Below are 15,993 nucleotides of genomic sequence, written 5' to 3'. Positions count from 1 at the left end.
CGAACCTATTCTAGCAAGGAGATCAAGGCATGATCATTGTAAAAACGGATCAGGAAATCGAGTTGATGAGGGAGGCAGGACGTATCGTTGCCGAATGTCATGCCTTTCTTGGAGAGTTGGTTAAGCCTGGAGTTACAACGATTGAGATCGACAGATTAGTGGAGGAGAAAATACGTTCAAGGGGGGCTGCTCCTAGCTTTAAAGGGCATCAGGGCTTCCCCGCCTCCATTTGCACGGCCAAGAATGATGTGATCTGCCATGGGTTCCCCGACTCGGTTCCCCTCAAGGATGGGGATGTCATTACTATTGATATCGGTGCCTTCTACCAAGGCTTTCACGGAGACTCAGGATGGACCTATACGGTAGGAACTGTCTCTCCGGATATTGAGCAGCTCATGAAGGTGTGCCATCAAAGCCTACTACTCGGTATTGAGCAAGCATTCGCAGGCAACCGTATCGGGGATATTGGCTATGCTATTGATAGCTATGTCCAGCGATTTGGTTATGGTAATGTGCGCGATTTCACTGGTCATGCCATCGGAAGGGAGCTATGGGAGGAGCCCACAGTGCCACACTACGGCACCAAAGGCAGTGGAGTCCTCCTTGTGAAAGGGATGGTGCTTGCCATTGAGCCCTTGCTAACCTTGGGTGATTGGCGCTCCTACGTGGAGAGGGATGGTTGGACTACCCGTACCATTGACCGTTCGATTTGTGTCCAATATGAGCATACGGTTGCGATTACTGACCACGGGCCACAGATTTTGACGATGTTATAACTTCGCCTCCATACTTACCTAAAGGTTAGTAGCTAGACTAAAAGTGCGTACTTACGGGACATGATTTGAACGGGTATACTCAGGGTGAACACATGGAAGGAGGAACATATTTTGCATACATCGAAAACACTTGTCATTGTGGCTCACCCTAATCTGGACACCTCAGTTATTAATAAACGATGGATGGAGGAATTGGCCAAGTACCCGGAGCAATATACCATACATGATCTGTATAAGGAGTATCCTGACGGTCATCTGGATGTGGAAGAGGAGCAGCGACGGATTGAGGCTCACGGCAATCTTGTGCTTCAATTTCCGATATACTGGTTCAGCAGTCCCCCACTCCTGAAGAAATGGCAGGATGAGGTGCTCACATATGGCTGGGCCTATGGTTCCGAAGGAAATAAGCTCACAGACCGAAAATTGGCCCTCGCTGTAACAGCTGGTATCGAGAAGGATGACTATCATGCGGATGGCAGGTACGGTTATTCGCTTGAACAGATACTATTGCCTTTTCAAATGACAGCTGATTATTGTAAAGCCGATTATAAATCTTTCTTTGCCTTCTATGGCACGGAGAAGGGCACGACATCCAGCGAAGTTGCAGCAAATGCGGAGGAATATATTCGTTTCCTGAACAATCTCTAAATGATAAGGTGCAATGAATATTTGTATTAAGTAAAAGACTCCAATACCATTACAGGATTGGAGTCTTTTACTTAGCGTGCACTCTTTGAATGAAGGTTGTTCAACGAACGATTCTTTTCTCCCCATTCACACATCATGTCCAAGATCGGAATCAGGGATCGTCCGCGCTCAGAAAGAGAGTACTCCACTTTGGGAGGAATTTGTGGATATTCGGTTCGAATAATCAGCCCGTCGGCTTCCAGCTCCTTCAGCATGACGCTCAAGGTCTTAAATGAGATGATGCCAATATTTCGTTTTAGCTCATTGAACCTCATGACGTTATTTTCAACCAGCCAGTATAGTATTGTCATTTTGTACTTGCCGCCGATCAATGATAAAGTGTACCCAAAACCTGTTTCTTCTGCATGGAGTCCTGAAGGAACACAGCTTTCTGACTGCATAGATAGCACCCCTTTCTATTAAGAATTTTTTAGTGCCTGTCTTTTGGGGATTTTAGGCTTAGTTAGTTCAAAGCTATGCCTTACCATATCGTGTATTTCCTGCTCTGGGAGCTCACCATCTAGGATGACGGTATTCCAGTGCTCTTTGTTCATATGATAGCCGGGCTTCACTTCCTTGAATAGACCACGAAGGAAGTCAGCACGACTAGGCTCGCATTTTAGATTGACACATAGATGCCCTTCACGCTGAAATATAAGAGCAAAGGACTTGTTATTCCCACGATGACGTATGACTACCCAATCCTCACCGAACGGAAAATCTTGATAGGAACCCGGGTAGGACAGACAATATTCTATAATGTTATCTCTTGTCATGATTAGTTACCTCCACAGCACAAAAATTCTTGTCTACTTGCTCATATCATATCAGTTGTGCATAGGATTCTGAAACCCAGAGAATATTGATATAATATAGTAGACAGTTTTGAAAGAGAGGAATTGTGGAAATGAAGCATCAATTTGAACAGCTTACACCACATATTATCATCATGCATGCCGAGCATGAAACAGATCGACCTATTCTGGCTGCAATTACAGGCTCGCGTCGGACACTGCTGCTGGACGCTGGCAATTCTCTTGAGCATGCCAATGCTTTCAAGGCTGAGCTAGAGAGAAGAGGAATTCGAGAACCGGATATCCTGGTATTGACTCATTGGCACTGGGATCATAGCTTTGGGATGCATGCATGGGATATCCCAGCGATTGCCCACACTAGAACCAGTGAGATGCTGACACGGCTGGCCGATCTGACTTGGTCGGAGTCCACGCTGGAGACACTGATAGCTGATGGCACGATTAATGACGAAAGTGCGAGTCACATTCGCCTCGAATATGATGACCCAGCCCAGGTCCGAGTGATAGCTCCAGATATACATTTCTCAGAAAGACTGAAGCTGGAGTTGGGCGACGTAACATGCGAGCTAGTTCATGTGGGTGGGGATCATTCCGAAGATTCCTGTTTTCTCCACGTACTGGAGGATAACGTGCTCTTCCTGGGGGATGCACTTGCTCCAGCAATTTATGGTGGGCCACGGCGTTACCGCTCTACAGAGTTTCTAAGACTCCTTGGGCTGGCTTATGCTTATGATGCAAGCTGGTATGTGGAATCTCATGGCAGACCGATGAGTAATTCAGATTTTCGGGCGGATCTGGCCCCATGGGAGCAGCTTGCTCATACCGTCGATCTTATTGGTGGGGATCGGGACAAGCTCTTACAAGAGCTGACAGCTAGTCTGAGATTACAAGAGCTGCCACCAGATTTGATCGAGAGCGTTGATTATTTTATAGCAGGCTTGAATGAACAAAATTAATGATGATGCATCTGACTGTGAAGAACCGCCAATGTGGCGGTTTTTTGTCGTATAGTGCATTATAGACAATGAAATACATATAGAGTACAGGGGGGATGGCAGTGAAGTTCCATGCTGCGGACCATATCAAAATCGTGCCGGGTTTCTGGTCTGGGTTGCGTCAATTCAATATCACACCGCAGGATATTGCTCTTCAAGCAGGACTCCCGCTTACGGTCATTTCAGAGCCTGTCGTAACGACAGCTCAATATTTTGCAATTTGGCGAGCTTATTCAGACCTTATGGGAGATACGGCCCGTGGTATCATCAGCCTAGCTACGGCCTTCGAAGCAGCACATTATCCTCCAGCTGCCCTGGCGACTTATCATGCCCGTGATTATCGGGATGCACTGAACCGCATGGCACAGTACAAGCCATTCTGTCCTCCAGAGAAGCTGCGGATCACTGAGTCGGGTGAGCTTTGTATCATTGAGCTAGGATGGTTAGATCCCCATCATGCAGGTCCATCTATACTCATAGGTATCACCTTCGCCTATCTTCTAGAGCTTGGCCGCAGAGGGACAGGGCGGGCTATAACCGCCTTATCAGTGGAGCTTTCCCAGCCCATGGGGGACAGGGTGACGCTTGAAGCCTATTTTGGCTGCCGGATTCGGACAGGCACTGTTGGGAATCGGTTGATTCTGAAGCGCGAGCATCTAGATCAGCCGTTTATTACGTATAACGAGGAACTGTTGGCGATTCTGACTCCAGCACTGGACCAATCCCTGGATGAGCAGCAGGACAAGCCTTCTATTAGCGAGCAGGTAAAATGGCTCATCAAGCGCAGTCTCTCCGGGGGGCGAACCGACATTCAAACAGTCTCACGAGAGCTTGGCATGAGTGGGCGGACGCTTCAGCGTCGACTTGCAGACGAGAAAGTCAGCTTCAAGCAGCTGGTGGGGGATGCAAGACATGAGCAAGCCAGAGAGCTTCTTGCAGATCCTGCCCTCGATATTAAAGAAGTGGCTTTCCTCGTTGGCTATGCGGATCAGAATTCCTTCTATCGGGCTTTCCGACTGCGGGAGGGAGAGACGCCCTCGAATTGGCGTGTGAAGCAAGAATTTTGGCGGTAGGTACTAGTTACTATAATACGCTGGAGCTGTAATATGTTCACTACCGGATACAAGTAGGTTCTCACACAACGAAGAAGAATCAGCTTGCCGAGAATGTGAAGCAGAAGGATGATTGAACATGGATATGGGGCTGCGCAACAAGACAGCTTTGGTTACGGGATCGACGAAGGGAATTGGGAAAGCTATCGCTATAGAGTTGGCCAGAGAAGGTGTACATGTATTGGTCAACGGACGTGATAACATAGAAGTAGAGAGAACGATTCAGGAGATTCAATCGGAATTTCCGATGACCTCTCCTCTTAACGCTACAGCAGATCTGGTGGATGAAGAACAGAGAAAGAAGTTATTCGAAAAATATCCTCAAGTTGACATTTTGATTAACAATATGGGGATCTATGAAATTATGCAGTATGAGGACATTAGCGATGACGTATGGAACCAATACTTCCAGACGAATGTGCTTGCTGCCAATGGATTATGCAGACACTATTTGCCGAATATGCTGAGTCAAAACGATGGTCGTATTATCTTTATTGCGAGCGAGGAGGCCGTCATGCCATCAGGCCAAATGCCGCAGTATGCTGTGACGAAATCCATGCTGCTCTCCCTGTCGAAGAGCTTGTCCAAATTAACCAAAGGCACTGAGGTAACCGTTAATACGATTATGCCAGGACCTACACTTTCGGAGAATGTACAGGATATTATCGAGGGGATTTATGCCAAGCAGGACATGAGCTTTGCGGAAAAAGAAAAGCAATTCATGAGCACCCAATTGCCCCAATCTGAAATTCAACGATTTATTCGACCTTCCGAGATCGGGAGGCTCGCCACATTCATCTGCAGTCCATACGCTTCGGCCTTCAAAGGTTCCCCAATCCGTATGGATGGGGGAATGGTGCCTACGATATTCTAAGTTATTTTGTACTAATAATGACAGCAGTCCAGGAGCTCTCCTCCTGCAGACTGCTGTTTTCTTTTGTATCAAGTTGAAGCGAACACAAGCTCACAGAAAGATTTAATCCATGGGCCTCTGAATAATCTACGATGACGGAAAGATAATAAACGCTGATTGCACAAATAACAGGAGGAATCACAAACATGCAAATGCAAAATCACCAGAATATTGAAACAGGAAAAATCCCACCACAGCTTAATCATGGTGGACATGAGATGTTTGATGTTCATGAGGTATTGGCGAGTGCTGTCCATGCATTGGACACTTATACTATGCTGAGCCAGCAGGTCAAGGACCCCGAATTGCAGGACATTCTGCAACGCCAGATGCAATTTATGGCTGAGGAGTACAATACCACTTTGGAATGCTTCAAGACAGGTCTGGACCCATCCCAGCCAACCAAAAGCTATAAAATGAAGCAAGGCAATGATTTTGTGTTCGGGATGAAGCCAGGTCAGCCCAAGAAGCCGATACAATCAGCTGCTGAGGTGTCTGATCAGATCATTTCCTTTAGCATGCTGAACGCCGTCAAAGGCGGAGCAGTAATGAAGACCAATGCGGCTTTGGAATCAACCAATCCGGTAGTTCGTCGTGTCCTTGCAGACTCGTTGCCTAACTGTATTGAGATGGCCTATGAGATCTCACTGTATCAGAATAAGCATGGCTACTATCAGGTTCCACAGCTGCCGCAGCAGGATATGCAGCTCATGCAAAATGGCTTTGCTCCTGCTTCACTGCAGCCTCAGACCCCTGGCAACGTTACTCACTAATCAAGGCTATTCCGACAAAGAGCAAGAGATATGGTAAGATCTACTACCGGCATCTCTTGCTTTCTTTTTTATTCTCATTATAAGGACTTAATTAATCGGTAAAGGAAGGAAATGAATGAGTAAAGCGGCTTCGAGCTCCTCGACCAAAGAAGGAACATTAAAATGGTGGCAATTAAGCCTTCTCGGTGTGGCTGGTACGATTGGAACAGGCTATTTTCTTGGCTCCAGTCTGGCGATTTCCATTGGGGGACCCGCTGTGTTGCTGGCTTATGTTTTTGCTGCCATGGGTACATACATCGTTTTTGATGCGCTGGCCCAAATGACATCAGATCATCCGGAGCAAGGGTCTTTTCGCTCCTATGCGAAGAAGGCATTCGGAGGGTGGGCTGGCTTCGCTAGTGGTTGGATCTATTGGTTCTCCGAGCTGCTCATCATGGGAAGTCAGCTGACAGCCTTGTCCATTTTCTCCCGATTCTGGTTCCCGACGGTTCCCTTATGGATCTTTGCGGCAGGCTTCGGTATCGTTGGACTTTGCATCGTTTTTTTTGGTAATAAAGGCTTTGATCGGGTTGAAAATGTATTGGCCGTCATCAAGATTGCTGCGATCTTCATGTTCTTGGCCCTTGCCATGGCACTGTTAGCAGGGTGGATTGGAGGAGCGAAGTACGATCATAAGGTGCCGCTTGATGCTACCTCGATCTTCCCGACAGGAGCGATCGGATTGTGGTCTGCCTTTCTATTTGCTTTTTATGCATATGGTGGCATTGAGGTGCTCGGTATTATTTCTTATCGATTGCAAAAACCAGAGGAGGCCCCAAAAGCAGGGAAGGTTATGTTGATATCTTTGGCAGCAGTATATGTACTTTCGATTGGTCTGGCATTAACGATGGTCCCTTTGAAAGCATTTAATCCCAAGGAGAGTCCGTTCGTATTGGCCCTTAGTAGTGAACAGTTGGCCTTTATTCCACACGTGTTCAATGGTGTGCTCATCGTTGCCGGATTCTCTACCATGACAGCGTCTCTCTATGCAGTTACGTCCATGATGCTCACACTGGCACAGGAGGGAGATGCGCCCCGCCTGTTCTCCCGAACATGGAAAAAGAAATACCCCTTGTACGCGTTATCTCTCATTGGCTGTGGGTTAATTGGGACCATTGTGATGTCTCTCCTGCTGCCTGGGAAAGTGTATGAGTACATTACGACGGCGGCTGGGATCATGCTGCTCTACAATTGGGCATTTATCCTGCTGTCCTCAGGCAAGCTTCTGAAGAAGAAGAGATTCAGAGCGGCCAAGCGCTGGATTGGATTCTTGCTGATTGCCATGGCCGTATCCGGAACATTATTTCATGCACTTAGCCGTCCTGGGTTCTATATGAGTCTGGTGCTTGTTTCCCTAATCGCGGTAAGTGATTGGGTGGTGCAGCGAGTTCGCAAGAAGGGGGATTCGGCACTAAGCTCTGATTCGACACCAAGCTCTCATACCAAACATGGCTTCAATATGGAAAAAGTAAAAGGTTCAGTATCCGGACTCCGCATAACGGGAATCCGGCTGCACAAAAACAGAGTGAAATGAGCAGACATAGCATTTCCTAATTATATTAAGTTTTTATTAAATTTTTGGTGTTCTACAATTCATTGTTGATAAACAAAAAAAATTAGAGTAATCTTATCAGGCTATCAGGTTGCATCATCTTAGATAATGGGAGATAAAATATGAACGTATGCATCTTTCTAAAAGAAATCGAAGTAGAGTTTACAGCATTTATTAACGACAACAACAATTTAGATGGTAAAAAGCGCTTTATTGTCAATAATTTGCTGGCCTCTTACCTCCACACCCACTTTGAACATACTTTTAGGCATATTACATTTCGGCAGTATGGATGGGTGGCCTCAGATAATCTGGTTATTGATTTTTTATACTCTCAAGCCCATCCTGTGTGGAGAAAAGGATCTCTCGTTTATGATGTTGCTAAGATTAACGAGAATGAATCTGGAGCAGTAATTAACCCTTTATTCGGAATAGATAGGGCGAGAGCAGTAATTGACCCTTTCAATATACATCATTTCTTGGATTATGCTCTACAGGAATATGAGTTTAATACATCACAAGCTTATGAAGCTTGTATCGAGACGGATTGTAGTATGAAGCGCGACACCTATATGGTTCAGGATTTGACTCAGTTGGTGTTCTAGCGAATCGGACGATCCCGAGGTGACTAAACGCCAAAATTCATGCGGTCTCCGATGCATTCGGGAACCCACTTCGCTTCGAACTAACCGGAGGCGAGGCCCGTGATTCACTTCGAGCATGGCCTTTTGATACACATGCAATTGGGAATGTAGCAGGTCTTGGACACATGAGGTTGAAGGCAGGCCTAGGTGAAGAATAGGAACTGGATAGCTTTTCCCCCGAAATATACTCCAAAGCCGACGAGTGAAAGACCAGATACGACAGAAATGAATTTGAGAATACCGAAAGTAAGGTATTTGCGGAACAGACTTGCCGCTGTGGCCATGACGACATCCCATAAAAGAATGCCTAGGACGATCGCGACACTGTTCAATAGCACTTGTTGGACTGAGAATTCATTCATGCTCTTGGCCAATATCGAGCCGTAAATACCAAGCCAGAACATGATGGAGAGGGGGTTGAACAAAGACATCAGAAAGCCCTGCAGGAATGACCAGGAGAGTCCTGACTCAGGGCTTCTCGACTGCGAAGCAGTGAGGGCTCCCGCATTTTTCATACTAGCTATCCCCGTATAGATGAGTACAAAGCATCCAAATAACCACAGAAAAACCTTCACAAACGGAAGCTCAAGCAGGTGGATAATTCCTAAAAAAACCAGCAGCATGTGCAGGATATCTGCGCAAATGGCACCCAATCCAACAAACCATGCAGGAAAAAAGCCACCCCGAATCCCCTTGTCCAATTGTGCAGCATTGATCGGCCCAATGGGTGCAGAAAGGGATAAACCCAAAAAAATATGGCCTATAAATGTGGTAATAATATGACTCCCCTCCTCAAATAGCTATAGACAGCATATTCTTGGCAAGGGCTTTATAGGACAAGGCTAGGAAAAGACCGGATTCTCATTCCTTGGCAATGACAGTATGAATTTGAATAGATTACCTTTGTGCTCCAGTATTAGCGTTCCACCATGCAGCTCAATAATATTTCTAGCTATGGACAGTCCTAATCCTGTCCCTGTCTGGATCCCTTCGCTGCTTCGGGAGTAGTCAACTTTATAGAAACGCTCGAAGAGCTTATGTTCTTGCTCCGGCGTGAGCGGATGCCCATTATTCTCAACTTCGATATGAATATGCTGGTCATCCAATTTCAGTGAGATGCGAACGGTACCGGGCTTGATTGAGTATTTCAGGGCGTTCATCAGCAGATTATCAACAGCGCGGGCTATTTTTTCACTATCAATCCAGACGGTAACTGGCACGTGATCCATGTCCTTCACAAGACGAAGCTCGTTCTCCTGGGCGATGGGTTCAAATTCAAACAGTAATTGCTCCAGCAGCTGCCGGACATCGATTTGCTGAAGCTCCAGGTGAGTATCTATGCTGGTCAGCCGGGTGTATTCAAACAGATCATCCAGCAGTTTCTTTAGGTGTGTTGCTTTGCTGTACGTATTTTGCACGAAGCGGTTATATTCATCCTCATTGTGAAAGGAGTTGGTCCTTAACAGCTCTAAATACCCAATAATGCTCGTAAGCGGGGTGCGCAGGTCATGAGAAATGCCTGTAATCATCTCCATCTTGGAGGTCTCCATTTCACGTTCCTTAATGATCTGCTGCTGCAATCGTTCGGCCATCATATTGATATTCCGCGCGACACTCCCGAGCTCATCCTGACGGTTCATAGATACCCGATAATGCAGGTTGCCCTCGGAGATGACGTGAAGGCCATGCTCTAGCTTGCTCAAATCCTTTACGATACGGCGTGTCAACAATAAAAAGATACAAATGACATTTATGATGAAGATAACTGTCATGAGATAAGGGAAGGTGTTAAAAAGCCATTTACTATTCAGCTCATTAAAAGTCTCTAGTAGAAGGTATATCAACAGATTATTTATCATAGTAGCAATAATGATGCTCAGCACCATCCGAATTAAAATATTGACTTGTATACTTCTTATTCGACGTAATTTCGGTAAGAATTTATTCAATGTTATAGCCAACTCCCCAGACGGTTTTATATAGTATAGGCTGCAATGACTATATATCGTCAACTAAACGAATGGACTTAAGTGGTTCCGCGTCTGCGACAGACATATATCGCCCACCCGTTTGGTCGGACATCTTGATTACTCAGTATGCTGCTTGATAATAGGGTTAATTCATTGGGAACAGCTATTAAATATTAGAGTTAAATGTGCACAATTCCAGAGAAAACATGAAGAAGACTTGATTTTATATACAATCAGGTAGATGATCTACATAGGGAAAAGCTAAGAGGTCTATTCCTTCGGCAAGCTAAGGCAGAGAGGGATCGACCAGAAGATTTTGGCGAGCACGACGATTTATCTTCAGCAAAATAATGAATGCGCTTACTATTTGTGTGCTTGAACAGCCTTACACCAGAGGCATTACAAGGATGGGAGAGATTCATATGAAGAAATTCGAATGTAATGAAGCAGAAGTAATGGAACTGATCGATCGGGTAGTTCGGCGAACGATGAACATGGATTTTACCTGGAATTGGTCCTGCGGAGTGGCTTTTTACGGGATCAGCAAAGCTTGGGAGGTAACTCGGAACCAGGAATACATTGATTTTCTCGTTCATTGGGTGGAGGAGTATCTGGAGCTTGGTATACCGACCCTGATGGTCAACTCCTGTGCAATGGGACATACCTTGCTGACCTTGCATGAAGCTACGGGGGATGAAAAATATCTGGAGCTGGCGCTTATGAAAGCGGAGTATCTGCGCAAGGATGCCATACGCTTTGGTGAAGGTGTATTCCAGCACACGGTCTCATCAGATAACGATTTCCCAGAGCAAGCGTGGGCCGATACTTTATTCATGGCAGCCTATTTTCTGCTCCGACTTGGCTTCAAGCTGGACAATAAGGAATACATTGACGATGCACTGAATCAGTTCTATTGGCATGAGGAATATTTACAGGATACGAAGACGAATCTGTTCTACCACGCGTGGGACAATGTGAGACAGGACCATCTGTCTGGTATCTACTGGGGCAGAGCCAATGCATGGGCGGCATACACTATGGCGCAGGCGTACAAGATGCTGAATCCATTCATGCCGATGTGGATGCAAATTGGTGGTGCACTTGGAGACCAGCTGAGTGCATTGGTGCGACTACAGACACCGGATGGGCTGTGGCGGACCGTATTGAATGACGAGTCTTCCTATGAGGAGACCTCTGCTTCGGCAGGTATTGCAGCTGCGATCGTCATTAACGGACATCCACTGCATCAGAATTATATGAGAGCAGCCTATAAGGGTATTCTTGCCAATATTGATGAGGATGGCTCTGTACGTAATGTATCGGCAGGTACTGCCGTCATGTATTCAGCGGATGACTATAAAGTGATCTCCAAAAAGAGAGTGCAGGGCTGGGGACAAGGCCTGACCCTGGCGTATTTGGTATCCATGATTCAGAATAAGGAGCTTGTAAGCAAGATCTAACTAAGCTCTAGAGGTTAGCACGCATGGTTTGCGATAACTAGCAATGTAAGTAGAACAAAAACAGCTGATCCTTTGATTAGCTGTTCTTTGCTTGATCGCCTACCGGCCACAACCTTAAGAATCAGCACGGTTACAAGGAGGAATAACGATGAGAAAGCCTGATGCTTACCTCGAACACTTGTTCAACACCTTAGACAGCTGGCGTGATGAGCAGACCGAGCCATGGGTTCAACAAAGGGAACGAATTCTGAGCAAGCTTCAGATGCTGCTGGGAGCATTCGAGCTTCCTCAGCGCGGAGATATTGGGTTAGACCCTGTTCTGCTGGAACGGGTCGAACTGCCAGAGGTAGTCCGGGAGCGCGTAGAATTCACTACGCTTCATGGATTGCGAATGCCAGCATATGTCATGCTTCCCCAATCGATCAAGCCAGGTGAGCGCCGACCTGGTGTGCTGCTCTGGCATGGTCATGGATATGGAAGCCGCTCCTTAGTGGGACTAGAGAAGGACGGCAGTCCGAAGCTCGATAGTAGTAGCAGTAAGCCGACAGATAATATCGCACTCGAACTGGTCCGTAGAGGCTTAGTCGTGCTGGTTCCTGAGATTGTAGGCTTCGGGGATCGCATGCTGGAGCGAGATGAGAGACAAGACCCCTCGCTCGGGAACTCTTGCTACAATCTTTCAACCGCTCTATTGATGAGTGGAAAGACAACTGCCGGCTTACGCGCCGCCGAAGCATGGCGAGCAGCTGACTATCTGTCCATCAGGCCTGAGGTATCCGCTCATCAGCTTGGTAACATGGGACATTCCGGTGGGGGAATGGTCGCTTCCTTATCTGCTGCCTTGGATTCACGCATGAAGGCATCCGTGTTAGGCATCTACCCGAACACCTATCGTGGCAGTATATTGGCCATGCGCCATTGTCTATGCAATTACATACCAGGTCTCTTGAACCATGCAGAGATGCCGGAGGTTCTGGGGCTTATCGCTCCGCGGCCGCTTTTTATAGAGGCAGGGATACATGATCCAATATTCCCGGTAGAGACAACGAAGACGGCGATTCATTATTTGCGTGCATTGTACGACAGCCTGAATGCCGACTCACACTTTGACTATGATTTATTTGAAGGAAAGCATGAGTATAACGGCCGGATGTCCTATGATTGGCTGGCGAAGACGCTTCATTCGATATAGGTCGATCCAGGCCTGAAAGCATATAAAAGTGCAAATTCTATTTCAATGAAAGCTATTTCTAATGGTGCCCTTCATGCGAAGAAGGGTGTACAGGAGTCTGGTCTGTCTGATTAGAAGGCTCTACGTCGCCTACGGTGAACCGCTTGGTTGGCATCACGGTGGACCCCTGAGAGGAAGCGGTCACCTGGACGAAGTACGTACCGTCTTGTGGCAGGCTGACTTCTGCACGGAACCTTCCGTCTCCTTCATAGCTGGGGAGGACCTCTTCATGATAATAAGAGCTTTCGCCGGCAGGTTCGTCATTCCAAAAATAAAAATGAACCTGCTCCGCATGCTTTACTTCCTGCCCGTCCTGTGTCAGGGTGGCAGTATAGGCTTGGGATATGCCTGACTGGACAGGAGAGGGGATATGAATGTCAATGCCGAGCACATTCTCTTGCTTGTATTTGGCTGCTGTGTCTGGTCTAACAGAACTGCAAGCCGTTAAGAGCAGCAGCAATGCCAGGGTAATCAAGTAGCTGTGTTGTGTTAACCTCATCTCTAAATACCGCCTTGTACTTATATGAATTAGGAGTTGAATATTTGCCTAAGCTTGGCAGAACGGGTGATGACCAATACATCCAGGAGTGCAACCACGATCAGGGACAAGCCCACCAGCGGGAAAAGCAGCCCGTAGATAATCAGCAGTATTACAATGCCTTTAATGCTTCCATAGCTTTGTGCTCTAGGGGCTCCCATGTGTGTCTTGGGCTTACGTCTCCACCATAGCAGAAAGCCTGTAATTACAATTCCAGCGATGCCGATACATACGATTAGCCCGATCCATTGATTAAGCAACCCGTATTCCAATCCCTTATGTAGGGTAATCCCCCATGCCATCCATTTGCCAAGCACCTCATAATGCTCATAGCGATAATCCGCCAAGACAGCCCCCGTATATTGATCGATATGGACGGTAGCCTCATCTCTTGCTTTGGGCGGGAAGACAGATAACGTGAACACGCCCTCAGCGGATTTTGGGAAAATCACCTCATAGGTTGGATAGATCTGTAGCTGGTTAGCTGTATTCACTACGTTGTTAATGGATAGCTGTGTGTACTCCTGACTTGGGTTGGAGAGAGGAACATCCAGATTCTCTGCAGCCCAGGGCACATCTGCGATGTCTTTGGTTTTTAACGTACTGGAAGGTGCGCTGCCAACCCAGATGGAGGGAGGATAGCCGAGTCCGGAATTCGTCACCAATGTCTGTACCTTTGTTCCCCAGAATCCGGACCAGAGCAATCCTGTAATGATCAGGAATACCATGGCTGCTGAGATCCAGAAGGCAGGGACTACATGCAGATCTCTTAACAGATTGCGTTTTGAGGTGTTGATCCGGGGAACAAAGACACCTTTCCATTTCTTCCAGTCTCGTGGTATCCACAGATACAAGCCTGTAATGACGAGAATCAATGCCCAGCAGGCGGCCAGTTCCACAATTCGGTCACCGACGGTTCCAAGCATTAGCTCCCCATGGAACTCCTCAATACGATCCATTAGTCGATGCCGGTCATTCAGCTCGCCAATGATTGTGGAGCTGTACGGGTCTACAAATATCGTGAGCTTCTCATCTCCAAGCCCTAGCTTCACTTCGGCAGAACGGGTCGCGTCTTCTCCAGGACGGTATCTCAGTACGTTATATTCTGGATATGCTGCCTTCACGGTGTCGATCAACTGAGAAGGCTGCAGCTTGTTGCCCTCATCCTTTACAACATAATAATCCTGATACATCCGTTGCTCTATTTGCGGCTTGAATAGATATACCGAGCCGGTTACCGCCAGAATCAGGATGAAGGGAGCAAAAATAATGCCTGCATATAAATGCCATCTCCAGATCGCCTGGTAAATCGTCCCACTGTGTAGCTTCTTTGAGTCGGAACTGCTGTGTCTGTCCATAAGTCTCTCCTGTCTACTTCATATGTACCAGGGTACATTATAACCGACATGACCTATTTGAACATGACCCCATAGGGCTATAGCTATTCACTCCATGATCGATGCATGGACAAAATCGATCATGGAGTGAATAGCTGACACAACCCTTTAGCTACATATCGTTCATCCTATCGCCATCCCCGTCGTAGAACCTCTTGAGAGACTCGGTTCGAAGCTGCCGGTTGTTCTGATAATCGATTTTGTAGATGCAGGAATAAATTACGTTCAGCACATATTCAAAGGCGATCTGCGAAGAAAAGGTACCGATCTTGGCAAGCTTCATCTCATCATTGGGAACCTGTATGCAGAGGGTGCTAAGACGTGCCAACTCGCTATAACGACTCGCTGTTATAGTGATGAATGGAATGCGCTCAAAGGCTAAATGCTGGGCGACCTTAATATAGCTCGATGACTTTCCATGATAGGTTAGGAAAATGGCACAATCATGCGGCGTAAGATTAACGGTGTGGTGAGCCCATTCCGACAGCTCTGTCGCTATAATCACATATTTATTAATTTTGAACATTTTGTTCTGAAAGCTCTTTGCCCGGATTTGCGAGTCTCCTACGGCGTATATGAAGATTCTCTCGGCCTGATCCAGCAGCTGCGCTGTCTGTGTAAGTAATTCATCGTCCATGAAGGTAACAGTTTTGTCGATGGTCTCCTTCATTAATTCAGCAATCTCCCGCGCCACCTGAACGGAGGATTCAGCAACGCCGAAGGGATAGTTAGGATCTACAGGGGACAGACTTTGGCTATCTTGCTGGAACTCCCGGGCAAGCGTAATCATGAACTCCTTAAAGCCCGATAGTCCAAGCTTATGAGTCAGACGATTAATGGCGGAGTGTGAGGTATAGGTTGCCTTGGCAAGCTCTTGAATGTTGAGCTGAAGAATCTGCTCCTTATGGCTCAGAATATAGGTAGCAATGCTTTGCTCATTGGGAGTGAAGCTATGCATTTCAGATAATTGTGTCAGGATCTTCAACAGTCTCGCCTCACTTCATAGTGTACATTTTGCATACATGCATCAAGCTATAATGAACATTTTGTGCAAAAATCAATGGTTTTCAGTAGGAATAATGATCAAATGT

17 protein-coding genes are annotated in these 15,993 nt (G+C 46.7%); 10 read left to right on the top strand and 7 right to left on the bottom strand.

Annotation, left to right across the window (positions count from 1 at the left end; genetic code table 11):
* The first annotated feature begins 29 nt into the window (after positions 1-29).
* Positions 30-776 (top strand): type I methionyl aminopeptidase, encoded by a 747-nt coding sequence (map, locus tag D328_RS0108465; protein ID WP_018884555.1) that lies wholly within the window; start codon positions 30-32, stop codon positions 774-776.
* 111 nt (positions 777-887) lie between these two features.
* Positions 888-1,424 (top strand): NAD(P)H-dependent oxidoreductase, encoded by a 537-nt coding sequence (locus D328_RS0108460; RefSeq protein WP_018884554.1) that lies wholly within the window; start codon positions 888-890, stop codon positions 1,422-1,424.
* 71 nt (positions 1,425-1,495) lie between these two features.
* On the opposite strand, the gene D328_RS0108455 is transcribed toward D328_RS0108460, so the two are convergent.
* Positions 1,496-1,864, bottom strand: coding sequence for a winged helix-turn-helix transcriptional regulator (locus D328_RS0108455; RefSeq protein ID WP_018884553.1), 369 nt, complete (start codon positions 1,862-1,864; stop codon positions 1,496-1,498).
* 18 nt (positions 1,865-1,882) lie between these two features.
* Positions 1,883-2,239: an MmcQ/YjbR family DNA-binding protein gene (locus D328_RS0108450; RefSeq protein ID WP_018884552.1), complete on the bottom strand. Its 357-nt coding sequence runs from the start codon at positions 2,237-2,239 to the stop codon at positions 1,883-1,885.
* Between the two features lie 131 nt (positions 2,240-2,370).
* Here D328_RS0108450 and D328_RS0108445 point away from each other — a divergent pair, with 131 nt between their 5' ends.
* From D328_RS0108445 to D328_RS0108420, 6 genes are all read left to right on the top strand, one after another.
* Positions 2,371-3,234, top strand: a complete 864-nt coding sequence (locus tag D328_RS0108445; protein WP_018884551.1) for an MBL fold metallo-hydrolase — start codon at positions 2,371-2,373, stop codon at positions 3,232-3,234.
* A gap of 101 nt (positions 3,235-3,335) precedes the next feature.
* Positions 3,336-4,346, top strand: a complete 1,011-nt coding sequence (locus tag D328_RS0108440) for a helix-turn-helix transcriptional regulator (protein ID WP_018884550.1) — start codon at positions 3,336-3,338, stop codon at positions 4,344-4,346.
* 118 nt (positions 4,347-4,464) lie between these two features.
* Positions 4,465-5,259, top strand: a complete 795-nt coding sequence (locus tag D328_RS0108435) for an SDR family NAD(P)-dependent oxidoreductase (protein WP_018884549.1) — start codon at positions 4,465-4,467, stop codon at positions 5,257-5,259.
* Between the two features lie 185 nt (positions 5,260-5,444).
* The gene (locus D328_RS0108430) at positions 5,445-6,071 is read left to right on the top strand and encodes a spore coat protein (protein WP_018884548.1); all 627 of its coding nucleotides are present in this window, start codon (positions 5,445-5,447) and stop codon (positions 6,069-6,071) included.
* Between the two features lie 115 nt (positions 6,072-6,186).
* On the top strand, positions 6,187-7,644 hold the full coding sequence (locus D328_RS0108425) for an amino acid permease (RefSeq protein ID WP_018884547.1): 1,458 nt from the start codon (positions 6,187-6,189) through the stop codon (positions 7,642-7,644).
* Positions 7,645-7,784: 140 nt separating this feature from the next.
* Entirely contained in the window at positions 7,785-8,267 is a 483-nt protein-coding gene (locus tag D328_RS0108420) for a hypothetical protein (RefSeq protein ID WP_018884546.1), read from the top strand.
* A 182-nt stretch (positions 8,268-8,449) separates the two neighbouring features.
* Here the strand turns inward: D328_RS0108420 and D328_RS0108415 are convergent, their stop codons facing one another.
* Both D328_RS0108415 and D328_RS0108410 read right to left on the bottom strand, forming a co-directional pair.
* The gene (locus tag D328_RS0108415; RefSeq protein ID WP_018884545.1) at positions 8,450-9,055 is read right to left on the bottom strand and encodes a LysE family transporter; all 606 of its coding nucleotides are present in this window, start codon (positions 9,053-9,055) and stop codon (positions 8,450-8,452) included.
* A gap of 93 nt (positions 9,056-9,148) precedes the next feature.
* Positions 9,149-10,255 (bottom strand): sensor histidine kinase, encoded by a 1,107-nt coding sequence (locus tag D328_RS0108410; RefSeq protein WP_026281072.1) that lies wholly within the window; start codon positions 10,253-10,255, stop codon positions 9,149-9,151.
* A 443-nt stretch (positions 10,256-10,698) separates the two neighbouring features.
* Here D328_RS0108410 and D328_RS0108405 point away from each other — a divergent pair, with 443 nt between their 5' ends.
* Entirely contained in the window at positions 10,699-11,736 is a 1,038-nt protein-coding gene (locus D328_RS0108405; protein WP_018884543.1) for a glycoside hydrolase family 88 protein, read from the top strand.
* 148 nt (positions 11,737-11,884) lie between these two features.
* Positions 11,885-12,928, top strand: coding sequence for a dienelactone hydrolase family protein (locus D328_RS0108400; RefSeq protein ID WP_018884542.1), 1,044 nt, complete (start codon positions 11,885-11,887; stop codon positions 12,926-12,928).
* 58 nt (positions 12,929-12,986) lie between these two features.
* Here D328_RS0108400 and D328_RS30205 read toward each other — a convergent pair whose 3' ends face one another.
* The 3 genes from D328_RS30205 to D328_RS0108385 form a co-directional block, all read right to left on the bottom strand.
* Positions 12,987-13,466 carry a FixH family protein gene (locus D328_RS30205; RefSeq protein ID WP_018884541.1) on the bottom strand — a complete coding sequence of 160 codons (480 nt, stop codon included), beginning with the start codon at positions 13,464-13,466 and terminating at the stop codon, positions 12,987-12,989.
* A gap of 29 nt (positions 13,467-13,495) precedes the next feature.
* Positions 13,496-14,863, bottom strand: coding sequence for a PepSY-associated TM helix domain-containing protein (locus tag D328_RS0108390; RefSeq protein ID WP_018884540.1), 1,368 nt, complete (start codon positions 14,861-14,863; stop codon positions 13,496-13,498).
* 151 nt (positions 14,864-15,014) lie between these two features.
* On the bottom strand, positions 15,015-15,887 hold the full coding sequence (locus tag D328_RS0108385) for a MurR/RpiR family transcriptional regulator (protein ID WP_018884539.1): 873 nt from the start codon (positions 15,885-15,887) through the stop codon (positions 15,015-15,017).
* Between the last annotated feature and the right edge of the window lie 106 nt (positions 15,888-15,993).

Source organism: Paenibacillus massiliensis 2301065 = DSM 16942 (genome assembly GCF_000377505.1).
GTDB lineage: Bacteria > Bacillota > Bacilli > Paenibacillales > Paenibacillaceae > Paenibacillus > Paenibacillus massiliensis.
This window is presented reverse-complemented; position numbering and strand designations above follow the sequence as displayed.